The organism is Acinetobacter sp. YH12255 (genome assembly GCF_013417355.1).
Classification (GTDB): domain Bacteria; phylum Pseudomonadota; class Gammaproteobacteria; order Pseudomonadales; family Moraxellaceae; genus Acinetobacter; species Acinetobacter pseudolwoffii.
Genome location: NZ_VPEC01000046.1, coordinates 1 through 15,150 on the forward strand (window position 1 = coordinate 1; position 15,150 = coordinate 15,150).

Consider the following 15,150-nt stretch of genomic DNA (forward strand, 5'->3'; position numbering starts at 1 on the left):
TTTTTCGCCCAGGCGGAGCTCGACCGCCCACACAAATAATGGTGGATTTCATCCATAACAATAAAGACTTATATGGTGTTGATGCGATTTGTAGGATTTTACCGATCACAGCTTCAACCTATTACCGGACTCTAGATCTCTGCGAAAATCCAGAACATCGAGCGAAACGAGATCTACATGATGAGCATCATGCTGAACAAATTAAACGAATTTGGAAAGAAAGTTCAGGTCGATACGGTGTGCGTAAGGTCTGGCAAAAACTGAAACGTGAAGGCTATGTGATTGCACGTTGTACAGTTGCTCGATTGATGCAGAAGCTAGGTATACAAGGTGTTTGGCGTGGTAAGAATAAACAGACCACCCGTAGCCGAGATGACCAAAAACGAGCAGATGATTTAGTGAAACGTAATTTTAGTGCTGATCGACCTGACCAATTATGGGTCAGTGACTTTACCTATATTCAAACCAATTCTGGCTGGGTCTACACCGCATTTATTATTGATGTGTTCTCACGAGCAATTGTTGGATGGAAAGTATCTACACGGATGAATACAGATATGGTGCTCGATGCACTTGAGCAAGCATTGCACGATCGAGGCATGCCAAAGAATGTGATTCATCATTCCGACAGGGGTGTGCAATATCTTTCGATTCGCTATACCAATCGTTTAGAAGCAGCAAATTTACGAGCATCAGTCGGTACAACTGGTGATTCATACGATAATGCTTTGGCTGAAACGGTGAATGGCTTATACAAAACAGAGGTGATTGAATATTTAAAAGCAGATTGGCAAGGTTTAGCAGATGTACAACTTGCGACACTAAACTGGGTAGATTGGTTCAATAAAAAGCGTGTACACAGTGCACTGGGTTATGTATCGCCTTTTGAGTTTGAAGCAATGTACTATGATAAGATTAACCCGTTAGGTCAGGTGGCCTAACTTAAATAAAAAAGTCTCCGACAAACCCGGTACGGTTCATTTTTCCCAAAATTTTTTGGCTTCCCAATTTTGAATTTCATAGTTATCGAATAATTCTAAGAATTCGTGATACAACGGCAAATGTACAGGTCTCTTCATGTTCAGTCTTTTAATCTTTTATTAAAAATGAGGATTATAGTCCGTGGATATTTAATCCTCAATTAGTGATATTTCTATTTTTTGAACAATTTATTTTAAATGTTAGAATTATCTATTGAGATTGGTCAATTAATACGCAAAAAAAGAAAAGAGAAAAAAATCACACAAGAAGCTTTAGCGTTACAGTGTGGTATTGACCGCAGTTATATCGGTCGCATTGAGCGTGGCGAAGTAAACCTTACTGTTGAAAAGCTGTATGAAATCGCCACCGCACTAGAAGTAGACATGAAAGAATTATTGCCCTAATTTTTAGCGTTTTTTTCCAGTACCATATCCTCCAAATACAGTCCGACCACCAATTTTCATAGACGTGTTCTCTATCAAGTCAAATTCGTCACGAGGTTCTTTAGAGTATTTTTTGTATTTTTCTATATAGTCTTCTTCGATCTCTGCTTTTTGTGATTTAATTTCAGGTAATGGCCCTTTGTAAGTTTTTAGAAACTCCCCAAACATTTGATAATTCTCGTCTAAAAGAGTATTACTTTTACTCTTCTTTAATTTGTTATCTTCGATAAAAAAGCATGTACCAGTTCTGTATTCAAACCATCTTACTGCTTTTAGATATTCGGTCCCTTTCAATTTTGTGAAATCCAAAACTTGCATAATAAGCGTGCTATCACTGTGTTCTTTATAATGCATCGCAGCAAAGACTGCTATTTGATGAAATAGCGTGGAATGTAAGAATTTTTTATGATCCAAAAATGGAGCTAGTTCTGATTTGGATATTTCACTTACAGTTCTCAAAATTTTCTGAAATTTGTCTTTGTTGCGTTTATATTCCTCACTTTTCATGCTCCTTCCTCTTTAGCGAATAGTTTATTTAATTTCTAATCTAGATGAATTTCTTGCATCTGTGAATATAGGAGACAAATTATGTCGTTTCCCGATCAGATCTATTCGCTTTTTTAACTAAATTTTAAGACAATACCCTCAAAGAAATTTGAGAGTCATCAGCGTGATTACAGGCGAAATTAAAAGCAAAATTGACCAGATTTGGAATGCATTTAGGAGTGGCGGTATTTCCAATCCTTTAGAAGTCATGGAGCAAATGACCTATTTGCTGTTTATTCGCCGACTCGATGAAATTCAGATCACCAAAGAAAAGAAAGCTAACCGCTTAAAAACTGCTGTAGAACATCCAATTTTTACGCCTGAACAAGATCATCTTCGTTGGTCGAAGTTTGTGACTTTGGGTGATGCTGCAACTTTATATAACACGGTTGCCAATGAAGTTTTTCCTTTCATTAAAAACTTAGGTGCAGAAGATGAAACCACCTATAGTCATCACATGAAAGATGCTCGTTTTACCATTCCTACGCCTGCGCTACTTACCAAAGTGGTGGATTTGGTTGCCGATGTGCCAATGGATGATAAAGACACCAAGGGCGATATTTACGAATATATGCTCGGTAAAATTGCATCAGCAGGTCAAAACGGACAGTTCCGAACCCCTCGTCATATCATTAAGATGATTGTGGAGCTGATGCAACCGAAGCCAACAGATACCATTTGTGATCCTGCATGTGGTACAGCAGGCTTCCTTGTGGCGGCAAGTGAATACTTAAACGATCATTACTCTACTGAAATTTTTGCTAATCCTGAAGCAGCAAAACGCTTTAGCTCCGACACTTTCTTTGGTTATGACTTTGACAGCACTATGCTTCGTATTGGTTCAATGAACATGATGCTGCACGGTGTAGAAAATCCAAGTATTGAAAACCGTGATTCTTTAAGTGAAGCGCATTCACATATTGCCGAAAAATACAGTTTGATTTTAGCCAATCCGCCATTTGCAGGCAGTTTGGATAATGAAAGTTGTGCTAAAAACCTTCAAGCGATTGTTAAAACTAAAAAGACTGAATTACTGTTTTTAGCCTTGTTCTTACGGTTGTTAAAAACAGGTGGTCGTGCTGCGGTGATTGTGCCTGATGGTGTGTTATTTGGTTCATCTAAAGCGCATAAAGATTTGCGTCAAAAGATTGTGGAAGAGCAAAAACTTGAAGCAATTATTTCCATGCCGTCTGGTGTGTTTAAGCCTTATGCTGGGGTGTCTACAGCCATTATGATTTTCACCAAAACCATGTCTGGCGGTACGGATAAAGTTTGGTTCTATGACATGCAGGCAGATGGTTATTCGTTGGATGATAAGCGTAATGAACTTGATGCGTCTAAGCATGAAAATAACAACATTCCTGACATCATTGCGCGTTTTAAAAATTTAGAGGGTGAAAAAGACCGTAAAGCGACTGAGCAAAGTTTCTTGGTTGATAAAGCTGATATTGCTGCCAATGGTTATGATCTTTCGATTAACCGTTATAAGGAAGTGGTGTATGAGCAACTGGAATATGAAGCACCAAGTAAAATTTTGGCGGATTTAGAAGTCCTTGAACAGGATATTTTAAAAGGAATGGCTACGCTTAAGGAGATGCTTAAGTGAGTTTTTTTAAAACGAGATTGGATCAAGTTTGCTTAATACGCAGAGGTTCAACAATCACTAAGAATCAGGTTAAAGCAGGAAAAATACCTGTAGTTGCAGGTGGTAAGACTTCTACAATTTCACATAATGAAGCTAATCGTGATGCAAATACAATTACAGTAAGCGCATCAGGGGCAAGTGCAGGATACGTTAATTTTTGGCAAGTTCCTATTTTTGCTTCAGATTGCTCAACTGTTGAAGTCATTAATGAGTCAGCTGATATCAATTATGTTTATTATTTTTTGAAGTTTAAGCAAGATTATCTATATTCTTTACAGGCTGGAGCGGCTCAACCGCATGTTTATGCAAAAGATATTGCAAAAATTGAAATCCCACTTCCACCACTTGCAGAACAACGCCGAATTGCTGCTATTTTAGATCAAGCGGATGAGCTACGCCAAAAACGTCAGCTAGCGATTAAAAAGTTAGATCAGCTTTTACAGGCCGAGTTTATAAGTAAATTCCATCAAAAAAACTATCCTGAATTTAAGGTTTCTAATTTATTGGAAAATGATAAATCTATGAGAACAGGCCCATTTGGTAGTCAACTTCTACATAGTGAATTCGTTGAAGAAGGAATTCATGTACTTGGAATTGATAATGCGGTTCAAAATAGCTTTAATTGGGCTAAACCTAGATTTATTACTGAAGAAAAATATAAAGACTTGAAGCGTTATACCGTGAAGCCCAAAGATGTAATCATTACGATTATGGGCACTTGTGGGAAATGTGCAGTTGTACCCGATGATATTCCGAAGGCAATTAATACAAAACACTTATGCTGTATTACTTTAGATCAAAATAAATGTAACCCTGAATTTTTACATTCCTACTTCTTGCTTCATCCAACAGCTCGGAATTATTTAGATTCAAGAGCTAAAGGAGCAATTATGTCGGGGTTAAATATGGGAATTATCAAAGATCTTCCAGTAGAATTACCACCAATAGAAATGCAAAATGAGTTTTCCATTTTAAAACAAAAGATTATTTTACAAAGATCTTTAATGGAAAAAAAATTATCTAAGATTAATGACTTATTTTCATCACTACAAAACCAAGCATTTAACGGCACTTTATAACACTTAATTAAAATATGAGGGAATATATACATGAGCAATTTCTCGTTTTTAGAACCTGAATTTAAAAGCTTGGCAGCTACGGCTAAAGAAGCCGAAAAGCTTGTGTATATATCCCCCCAATTTGCTCTTGCTGCGGCACGTAACTCACTTGAAAACCTTGTGCTGTGGCTGTATCAATACGATAAAAAACTCACTCAACCTTATGACGCTTCACTACATAACTTACTCAACGACCTCAAATTTAAAGACCTAGTTCCTCCTTATATTTGGGACAAAATGGACAATATCCGCATGGTCGGCAACAGTGCCGTACATGGGAAAAAGTTCAAACAACTCACCACTGAAGAAACCGTAAAACACATCAGCCACTTATTTTTGATGTATGTTTGGTTTGAACGCAACTATGGCTCACCGTCTAAAGACCGCTCACAAACCATTATTTTTAACCCGAAACTCATACCAAACGTAGACAACACAGAGCAAGTCACAGCCAACCAAGAACAACTACAGAAAGAAACCGAAGCCAAAGAAAAACAGTTTGCAGAACAACACAAAGCCCTACGTGAATTAGAACAACGCCTGTTCGAACAATCTGCAAACTTAGAAGACCGTGAAAAACTATTAGCCAACATAGATGCTGAACTTGCACAAAAACGTGCAGACGTTGAACAAGCCAAAATTGCCAATAGCAAAATCGAAGACCATACCGACTATAAAGAAGACGAAACCCGAAAACTTAAAATTGACCTCATGCTTGAAGAAGCAGGCTGGGAAATCGGTACATCGGTTCGAGAGGAAGTTGCTGTAACAGGTATGCCGAGCCCATCGGGTAAAGGTGCAGTGGATTATGTGCTGTATGATGCCAATGGCTTGCCTTTAGCTGTTGTTGAGGCTAAACGTACATCAACTGACCCTGATATTGGACAACAACAAGCCAAGCTCTATGCAGACTGTTTAGAGCAACAAACAGGACAACGGCCTGTCATATTCTATACCAATGGTTACAAAACCCGAATTTGGAACGATGTGCAAGGTGGTCCACCACGCTTAGTTCACGGCTTTTATACGCAGGCAGAACTCAAACGTCTGATCGAAAGACGGAAGAACAACCCTGATTTAAGTAGCTTCCCGATCAATGCGGACATTGTCGAGCGTTACTACCAAACTCGTGCCATCAAAGCCATGCTTGCAGCCTATCAACGTAAAGAACGTGCAGGCTTACTGATTATGGCAACAGGCACAGGTAAAACACGTACTGCCATTGCACTGGTCGATGTGCTAATGAAAGCAAATGTGGTACAAAAGGCGTTATTCCTTGCTGATCGTACATCTTTGGTCAATCAGGCGCACAATGCCTTTAAAGCCAATTTAAAAGATGCTTCATTCGTCAATTTACTTGAGGATAAAAATCAAGTTGGTCGAGTGTATTTCTCGACCTATCAAACCATGATGGGTTTGATTGATGAAATGAATGCCGATGGCACACGTAAATTCGGTACAGGCATGTTTGACCTGATTATTGTCGATGAAGCACACCGCAGCGTCTATCAAAAGTTTGGTGAAATTTTTAAATACTTCGACAGTCTGCTGGTGGGTTTAACCGCAACGCCACGAGATGAAGTCGATCGTGATACCTACGCACTGTTTGGCTTAGAAAGTGGTGTACCAACCGATTACTATGATCTTGATCAAGCCATTGCTGATGGTTATCTCGTACCACCGAAAGCATTTTCAGTGCCATTGAAATTTATGCGTGAAGGCGTGAAATATGACGAACTCTCTGAAGCCGAAAAACAACATTGGGATAGTCTAAATTGGGGAGATGAAGAAGCTCCCGAAGAAGTTTCAGCATCCAAAATCAATAAAGAGCTGTTTAATACAGGCACGATTGATTTAATGCTTAAACACTTGATGGAAAATGGTATTAAAACTGAAGGTGGAGATCGTTTGGGTAAAACCATTATCTTTGCGGTCAATCAAAAACATGCACAGTTTATTGCGGATCGCTTCAATGAAAATTATCCGCAATATGATGGCAAGTTTGCCCGTGTCATTACCCATGCCACTAAGTATCCACAAAGCTTAATTGATGACTTCAGCAAGAAAGACTTACCTGAACCGCAAATTGCGATTTCAGTGGATATGCTGGATACAGGGATTGATGTGCCTGAAGTGGTCAATCTTGTGTTCTTTAAAGCAGTGCGCTCTAAAGTGAAGTTTATGCAGATGATTGGGCGTGGTACACGACTCTGCAAAGAACTGTTTAGCCCTGAAGATGATAAAAAAGAATTCTTTATCTTCGATTATTGCTCTAACTTTGAATACTTCAATGAAAACCCAGATGGTGCGCCTGTATCTACCACAGAACCACTCGGGCAACGCCTATTTAAAGCACGTTTAAATCTCTTAAGTCTGCTCAATGCTAAAGACGATGCCACCGAAGAGCTGAAAGCTGTACAGCAAGATATACGTCAAAGTCTACTGACTGAGGTGAAGTCGATGAACAATGATAATTTCATCGTGAAATCTGAGCTTGAGCATGTTGAACATTTTAAAAAGGATGATGCTTGGAATAACTTAGATGACCTTGCCATTGGTACATTACGAGAACACATCTCTAAACTGCCAAATCAGCTTGAGCCTGAAACTTTAGAAGCTAAACTGTTTGATATGCTTTGCTACAACCTTGAGCTGGCGGTATTGGAAAAGAACAATACAGCGATTCAGAGTTATGCCAATAGAGTGATTGAAATTGCTTCTAAACTGGAAAGCAAAGAAAATATTCCTGTTGTTGCAGAACAGATTGCGCTAATCCAAGACATTCAAACCGTGGAATATTGGAAAGGCATTACCTTGCCAATGCTTGAGGCGATGCGTAAACGTATCCGTGGTCTAGTTAAACTGATTGAAAAATCAACCTCAACGATTGTTTATTCCATGCTTGATGATGAAATTGGAGAGATGCAAGCAGTCGATATTCCAGTGGTATCAAGTGGCGTAAATCTAGCCCAGTACCGTAAGCGAGTAGAAAGTTTCATCAAAGCGAATGAAAATCATATTACCATCGCAAAGTTAAAGCGTGGTTTAGCACTGACACCGACCGATCTAAGTGAGTTAGAACGCTTTGTTTTTGAAGCGCAAGAAGTAGAAAGCCGAGATAAATTTGAAGAATGTTTTGGTACAGATCAATCATTGCCAATGTTCATCCGCTCATTGGTTGGTTTAGATCGCCAAGCAGTACAACAAGCATTTTCTAAATACTTGCAAGGTACAACCTATAACGATAAACAGATTCGTTTTATTGAAATGATGATTGATCATTTGACTCAAAACGGTGTGCTGGATGCGGCACAACTTTATGAACCACCGTTTAATCAGATCCACTATGAAGGGATTGATGGTGTGTTTGGTAATGCAGATGCTGACAACATATTTGAGGTTGTTGAAGCGTTTAATGATGCGGTGGCATAAGTTTTAAGTAATTAAATAGGTATAGCTGTGTATATTAAAAAATTATCAGTACAGGGGTATCGTTGTTTTTCAGAATGTTTTGAAATCAACTTTAGAAAAGGACTAAACGTAATTGTTGGAGAAAATGGAGCAGGTAAAACAAGTATTATTAACTCCTTTCGTCAGCTCTTTATCGATACTGAGTCAGGGTCATACAGTGTTTCTTCAGATGACTTTAATAAACCTTTTAAAGAAAAGTCGATAGCTTCTGATTCATTCATAATAAAAGTCGAATTTGATAATTTAGAGGGCCCTGAACCTATAGCATTTCTACAGTGGAGTGATGCTACAAATAACGTAATTTTAAATTTAGAGGTTTTAAATAAGGAATTACGTGGACGCTTTAAAAAAAGTTTTTGGGGTGGGAATTCTAAATCATCACAATTTGATGTTGAGCTATTTGACAAAATTCATTGTATTTATTTACCGCCCTTACGAGATGCGGAATCAAAACTCGTAAATGGACGACAATCTCGTTTATCGAAACTATTAAAGTTTATTGAAGCCGATCAGATTAAGAAATGTAAAAAAGCTGAAGAGCAACACCCGTTAGAAAAGAAGTTTAAAGAATTTAATCAATCTCTTATCGACGATACCGACTCTAGCATTAAAAAAGCAAATAAATTGATTGCAGATCACTTACTAGAAGCTATCGGGCAGAATTTTAGTCAATCAACACATATACAATTTGTTGAAAATGAATTTTCTAAAATTGTTGAAAATTTAAGATTAATATTCTTTCCTAAAATAACAACTGCTGAAGCAGATCAGTTTAGAGACTTATGCCAAAACAGTCTTGGATATAACAACTTATTGTATATTGCTTCTATTCTTGCAGAACTTACTTTAACTAAAGAAGAATCACTATATAGACTTTTACTGATTGAGGAACCTGAAGCGCATTTACATCCTCAATTACAGGTTCGTTTATTAGATCATCTTGAAAAAGTAGCAAATGAACATAAAGTACAAGTTATTGTTACGACTCACTCTACAGTTTTAGCCTCAAGTGTGCATTTAGATAAGATTATACATTTAACTAAGAATGATAATCCGACTGCAACACCTTTAGCTGAATGTGGTTTAGCTGATAATAACTTGAGTTTCCTTAATCGCTGGTTGGATATCACAAAATCCAACTTACTTTTTGCGAGCGGAGTGATCCTAGTTGAAGGTATAGCTGAACAAATGATCATTCCAGAGCTAGCTAAGACAGTATTAAAAGGTAAAGAGATTAATAATATAGAAGACTATGGGGTTTCAGTAATCAACCTTAATGGTATATATTTTAATCATTTTATGCGCCTGTATTGTAATATTACAGGTGTGCCAGATGTCCAAGAAGATCAAGTGGGCTTAAATGTTCCAATCCGTTGCGCAGGTATTACTGATTTAGACCCTGATCAATTTTACTATGAAGAGGATACATCTACAGACACTGAGTCTAAAGATAAACCAGAGAAAAAAATAAAAATAGATTATAAACCACATGAAGACAATATATTAGAAGGAAAAAATCATGCTCTGAAATTGGTAGATAGCATTAATACTTCTGACTTTGCACGGCTATTTGTTGCAAAATTTAAGACGTTAGAATATGACCTTGCAATGGAAAGTAATAATGCAAAAGAAATGGCTAAAGTTCTTATCGAATTATGGCCATCAAAAACAGGCGATGTGAAAAATGGCTTACAAGTAATAATAGATGATGATTACTCGGAAATTACTTCTGAACAAAAAGCAAATCATGCCTTTGAAATATTAAAAAGAGTTGATGATAAAAATATTGGGAAAGGATATTTCGCACAAGTTTTAGCAGATAAGATTTCATCAGAGGAAATTAAACTTCAAGTACCTCAATATCTCGAAGATGCGATTCTTTGGGCTTGTTCAGTAGACAAATCTTCTATTGAGGCATAACTAGATGAAATATACTGATGAACAACTAGACTATATTGAACGTGCAAAAATTACAGAGAATGTTTTTTTAAATGCGTGTCCTGGCAGTGGAAAAACTGAAACCATTGCTCAACGTGTAGCCACTTCAATTGAGAGTTGGGCAAATTTTCCTAGCGGGATAGCTGTTCTATCTTTTACTAAAAGCGCTGCAAAAGAAATTGAGCATAGAATTAAAGAGAAAATAAAAGGACAATCAACCTATCCCCATTTTATAGGAACATTTGATAGCTTTATTATAAAAAATATTGTTAATCCACTTTCTAAAGATATTTCTAAATATAAAGGCGAGAATGGGGATTATTCATTTAAAGTAGTGAACTATGATTCACAGTTATTTTTTTTGACACAGTATAAGCACGGCCATCAAAAAATTTCAGGGCATCAGGTAGAAATTGATGGCAGAACAAGTAAATTAAAATTTCATACGCCAGATCAAATACGAAATAGATCTCTCAATGCTATGAATTTTGAGCAATGGCAAATCAATGATATTTATAAAGCGAAAAATCAATGTCTTAATGCAGGTTTTTTAACACATAAAGACATTGAATATTTAGCAGAGGCTATTCTCACTCAATTTCAAAATACTAAAATTTACGCCTCTAACTTATCAAAAAGATTTCCACTAATTATAGTTGATGAATGCCAAGACCTATCATTTGAACAATTAAATATCTTAAGAGCAATGATGCTGAATGGCACAAAATTACATTTTGTTGGGGATCTAAATCAGGCTATATATGAATTTAGAGATGTTGATCCTAATGAAATTATTAATTTTATCTCTAAAAACGGTTTTCGAGAAATTCAATTAACAAAGAACTTTAGAAGTTGTCAGAAAATTGTCAATATTGCTACAAATATTATGAAATCAGGTTCAATCGAAGCAGATTTCACATCAACCAAACAATCATGCTTTGTACTTCAGTATCAAGATTCACCTAGTGAGGTTATTCCGCATTTTCATGAATTAACAAAACAGTATAGCAATCGCGTTTTAGTGGCTAGAGGTCATCAGACTTTAAATCAATTATCAATTATAGATAATACACCAAAGCTTTCATCAGAGTTTTTACTGAGTTCTCTTTTAAACTTTGATGAAACAAGCTATACAGCAATTAATCAATCTTTGATTGAATTTTCAAAGTATATTAAAAATAAAGTTCAGCTAGAAACTAAGTCAAGCGATTACAATTGCCCTCAAATTATAGAATCTGAATTAGAGTGGAGATTATTTCTTTATAACTCTATTCAGTACTTATTGAGTAATGGTCTAAAACTAGAAACTAGTCCATGGACAGATTGGTGCAAAAAACTTAATGCTGTAATCATCAATTTACATGAACAAGAATTTGTTCTTACTGAAATTTATGAAGCATTAAAAAAATCTAACCTTAAAATTCAATCTCCAAGTGGTAAAGCAAGTAATTGCATATCTACCTATCATCGCAAAAATCATGCATTGGATATCAAATTCAGAAAATCAACTATCCATGGTGTTAAAGGTGAAACACATGAGGCTACCATGCTGATTTCAAATCCTACACGGAGTGGAACAGGCACACATTGGTCTCATTGGATAAAAGATAAAACATCTGAAGCAGCAAGATTTGCTTATGTTGCCTCATCAAGACCAAAGTACATTTTAGTGTGGTGCGTTAAAAATTTAAAACCTAAGGAAAAAATAGAATTAGAAAGTTTGGGATTTGAAGTATTGAGTTGTTAGTTCTGAAATCTAAGATATGTTTTTAGCAAGTTAAAGTGTCCAAGTTAAATAAGAATCATTGTTCATACTCGTGATACTTAGGGTCCGTTTGTATAGGAATATGTACTAGCTTAGTTCAAAATGTTAAATCTTAGGATACAATTTTTTGAGTGTATCTAATTGGCTACTTTTAAGCGGAACTAGTGGACTACTCTTAAATGGAATTAGTGGACTACTATTGATGATATATACAAATAGATTTAATCGCTGACGAGCCTGATCACGTTGTCCCTCAGCTAATATTCTCCGCTCTGCCACATTAATCTGGATTGTTTGCTTGTACTGCTCAAATATACGCTGGGTACTATCAAATGTTTCTCGAGATTGACGCAGTTCATTCTGCAGCTTGATGAGATTCAGGTCAAAGTCCTGAACTGCTTTGGCAGATGCAGCCACTGCCTTTTCACTGCTACTGTATTTCTCTTTGGCATCTTGCAGAATGTTAATCGCCTGTGCTAGGCGTTGCTCTAATTCATTGAGTGATTCCGCTTCAACTGGAAGCTCCAGCTTAGAAATATCAAGATGCAGGCCATAAAAGCCACCAGTTCCGTTTTGCTGTTCTGCATCCCAGTAAGGCTTCAACCCGGTATGCAAAAATAATTTTGGATTTATTAGTTTGGCAATATTGTGTTTCCAAGTGTCGTCAGGACACTGTTTTAGAAAGCTTAGTAATGTATTTTTCTGATACAGAATATCTCTTAACTGATGTTCTGTTTGCGTGGATTTATCTAAATGGCGTTTAGCGGTATCAAAATCTGTATTGGCTCGAGCATTCTCACTTTTTAGGCGCAATAAATGAGTGTTCGCCGCATTGAGTTGTTGCTCCTTGTCCCGCATGGTCTTTTGGAGTGCTTGAAGATTCAGCTGGTACTCTTCAATTTGCTGTTGTTCTTCCTGTTTATGGTTTACTGCTTCAGCAATCAAATTATTGCAATGATCAACCTCATCTTCATAAATTTTGCGTTCTTCCAGTTTACTCTGCTCGAAAGCATTCAGCTCATTCTTTTCAGCCAAAGCCAGTTGATCTACAGCATGAGACCTATCCTGTTGCAAATTGTGTAGTAAGTTAGAAACCTCATTCTTACGTTCATGAATAGCAGCTAAATCTCGGTCTTTTTCTTCCAAGGCATTATTTTTAAGTTTTTCAAATTTATGGACAATTTCTTTCAGGTTCTTCTCTAATTCATCCACATAACGACGGGCATCTTCAGCTTCCTGCTTGTATTTGGCAAGATTATTGAATTCTTCCTGTTTTTTCAGAATATCAGCATTTTTATATTTCTGCTCGTTTTCCTCTATAGAAGCTAAAGCATGTTGTAAGCCTTCCAACTCACCTTTTGCACGTGACTCATTTGAGCTATTCGAAATAATCTCATTTTCAATCACCTTTAATTCAGCTCTGGCATGCTCAATAGCTTGGCTTCTCTGATAACGAAGCTGTGCGATTGTCGTATTATTAATCTCTAGTTTTTGGATTGCCTGACCTCGATAAGCCTCCAGTAAAGAGTAAGTCTGCATTAAGGCACGTCGTTGCTCGATCCCCAGTTGTAGTTTTGGCTTTTCCTTATCGAATTCCCGCAATGTCTGAATATCCGAAATAAGGCTGGAAGAATTCAGCGTATTTGAGCGTTGATTCATCATTTGCTCATTTTCTAAAAAGGCATCAACCAACATAAGCTTGAAGTTATCTAACAGGTTGGTTTTATTCAAGGTGATCTGGGTGGATGCCCCGATATGCTTTAATTCATGGCCTTTACCACTAAGAGAGAAAATAGAAGCAAGATCCCTCAGTTTGAAATCACGATTCAGACGTTTTTTATCGTTAGTTAGAACTGCTATGTAATCTAGGCTATTGTCGATTTGTTTACTAACAAAATAGCCGCCCATTTCAATTTCTTGCAACAGGCTTTTTACAGTTTGGTGTTCCTTATGAAATTCTCTAGAAGATTTTGAAAAAATTGTTTCAGACGCATTGCCCTGGACAAAACGATAACATTGTTTATCCTGATTACGGTAAAAAACTACACAACATACCCCGATCGGTGTGTTGTATTCAAAAACAATCATGCTACGCGTATGAGGGAGATAATAATCTGTAAAATTAAGTTTATTTGCAGAGCGATCGATTAGTCGATCAGGACGTGCCCCATAAAATATTGGTATTAAATTTAAGGTAGAAGTTTTTCCCGCACCATTTGCACCCGTTAAATTAGAGTTGCCTTCCCCTAATTCAATTTTTGTAGAATTATTTGGTAAGTATGAATCATAGAGATAAATATTTTTTAAGCCATTCAATTCATGCAAGTCATTCATTTAACGTTATCCCCAGAAGGATTATTCAATATTGCTTAGGGCAATCTACCCTTTTATCTTATTAAAGTACCCAATGATTTTTTTCAAACCTAGTAATACATTTTGCCACATGCATTATTGGATAATCTTAGAAGATAGTATCAAAAAATTTAATAGATTTAGGGACTAATGCTTGAGATAACCAATTACTAAGCCAACAAACCTTACATTTTTTAGCATGAATTTAGGGGGAGTGCCTAAGGGAATCGTGTCAAAAAAAATGTAACACCTAGCAATACAAATCTCTTGAAGTGAGGACGGAAACTTAAAAACTATTACATTTTTTTTAGCATGAAATCGTAGGCTAGCTTAGGAAATCGTGTCAAAAAAAATGTAATACTTTTTTTGATCAAACCCCATCAGTTCCAGGCTTTTCTTCATCTCAACCTTACATTTTTTTTAGCATGAATTTAGGGGGGTGCCTAAGGGAATCGTGTCAAAAAAAATGTAACACCTAGCAATACAAATCTCTTGAAGTGAGGACGGAAACTTAAAAACTATTACATTTTTTTTAGCATGAAATCGTAGGCTAGCTTAGGAAATCGTGTCAAAAAAAATGTAATACTTTTTTTGATCAAACCCCATCAGTTCCAGGCTTTTCTTCATCTCAACCTTACATTTTTTTTAGCATGAATTTAGGGGGGGTGCCTAAGGGAATCGTGTCAAAAAAAATGTAACACCTAGCAATACAAATCTCTTGAAGTGAGGACGGAAACTTAAAAACTATTACATTTTTTTTAGCATGAAATCGTAGGCTAGCTTAGGAAATCGTGTCAAAAAAAATGTAATACTTTTTTTGATCAAACCCCATCAGTTCCAGGCTTTTCTTCATCTCAACCTTACATTTTTTTTAGCATGAATTTAGGGGGG

The 15,150-nt window shown here is 36.6% G+C and carries 9 protein-coding genes and 1 other annotated feature; of the genes, 7 read left to right on the top strand and 2 right to left on the bottom strand.

Going from position 1 to position 15,150, the window contains the following annotated elements; translation table 11 throughout:
• Positions 1 to 113 (top strand) — a sequence feature (AL1L pseudoknot). This feature is flagged as partial in the annotation.
• Positions 1 to 941 (top strand): IS3 family transposase (locus tag FTV30_RS13610; RefSeq protein ID WP_180001768.1); only part of this gene is annotated, 941 nt, incomplete at its 5' end. It overlaps the preceding feature by 113 nt.
• Before the next feature lie 237 nt (positions 942 to 1,178).
• Positions 1,179 to 1,385 (top strand): helix-turn-helix domain-containing protein, encoded by a 207-nt coding sequence (locus FTV30_RS13615; protein WP_005401581.1) that lies wholly within the window; start codon positions 1,179 to 1,181, stop codon positions 1,383 to 1,385.
• Positions 1,386 to 1,388: 3 nt separating this feature from the next.
• Here FTV30_RS13615 and FTV30_RS13620 read toward each other — a convergent pair whose 3' ends face one another.
• On the bottom strand, positions 1,389 to 1,931 hold the full coding sequence (locus FTV30_RS13620) for a hypothetical protein (RefSeq protein WP_180001769.1): 543 nt from the start codon (positions 1,929 to 1,931) through the stop codon (positions 1,389 to 1,391).
• A 163-nt stretch (positions 1,932 to 2,094) separates the two neighbouring features.
• Between FTV30_RS13620 and FTV30_RS13625 the strand changes: the two genes are divergently transcribed.
• From FTV30_RS13625 to FTV30_RS13645, 5 genes are read left to right on the top strand one after another with little or no spacing between them, the layout of a single operon-like run.
• Positions 2,095 to 3,576 (top strand): class I SAM-dependent DNA methyltransferase, encoded by a 1,482-nt coding sequence (locus tag FTV30_RS13625; RefSeq protein ID WP_180001770.1) that lies wholly within the window; start codon positions 2,095 to 2,097, stop codon positions 3,574 to 3,576.
• Positions 3,573 to 4,694, top strand: coding sequence for a restriction endonuclease subunit S (locus FTV30_RS13630; protein ID WP_180001771.1), 1,122 nt, complete (start codon positions 3,573 to 3,575; stop codon positions 4,692 to 4,694). Before FTV30_RS13625 ends, FTV30_RS13630 begins: the two co-directional genes overlap by 4 nt.
• A 30-nt stretch (positions 4,695 to 4,724) precedes the next feature.
• The gene (locus tag FTV30_RS13635) at positions 4,725 to 8,165 is read left to right on the top strand and encodes a DEAD/DEAH box helicase family protein (protein ID WP_180001772.1); all 3,441 of its coding nucleotides are present in this window, start codon (positions 4,725 to 4,727) and stop codon (positions 8,163 to 8,165) included.
• A gap of 27 nt (positions 8,166 to 8,192) precedes the next feature.
• Positions 8,193 to 10,124, top strand: a complete 1,932-nt coding sequence (locus tag FTV30_RS16535) for an AAA family ATPase (protein ID WP_180001773.1) — start codon at positions 8,193 to 8,195, stop codon at positions 10,122 to 10,124.
• A 4-nt stretch (positions 10,125 to 10,128) separates the two neighbouring features.
• Positions 10,129 to 11,889, top strand: a complete 1,761-nt coding sequence (locus tag FTV30_RS13645; protein ID WP_180001774.1) for a UvrD-helicase domain-containing protein — start codon at positions 10,129 to 10,131, stop codon at positions 11,887 to 11,889.
• 123 nt (positions 11,890 to 12,012) lie between these two features.
• Here FTV30_RS13645 and FTV30_RS13650 read toward each other — a convergent pair whose 3' ends face one another.
• Positions 12,013 to 14,241 (bottom strand): ATP-binding protein, encoded by a 2,229-nt coding sequence (locus FTV30_RS13650; protein ID WP_180001775.1) that lies wholly within the window; start codon positions 14,239 to 14,241, stop codon positions 12,013 to 12,015.
• Between the last annotated feature and the right edge of the window lie 909 nt (positions 14,242 to 15,150).

Excerpts from the sequence above, each read along its gene's own strand:
- FTV30_RS13615 (WP_005401581.1), top strand. The coding sequence starts at position 1,179 with ATGTTAGAATTATCTATTGAGATTGGTCAATTAATACGCAAAAAAAGA.
- FTV30_RS13620 (WP_180001769.1), bottom strand. The coding sequence starts at position 1,931 with ATGAAAAGTGAGGAATATAAACGCAACAAAGACAAATTTCAGAAAATT.
- FTV30_RS13635 (WP_180001772.1), top strand. The coding sequence starts at position 4,725 with ATGAGCAATTTCTCGTTTTTAGAACCTGAATTTAAAAGCTTGGCAGCT.
- FTV30_RS13645 (WP_180001774.1), top strand. The coding sequence starts at position 10,129 with ATGAAATATACTGATGAACAACTAGACTATATTGAACGTGCAAAAATT.
- FTV30_RS13650 (WP_180001775.1), bottom strand. The coding sequence starts at position 14,241 with ATGAATGACTTGCATGAATTGAATGGCTTAAAAAATATTTATCTCTAT.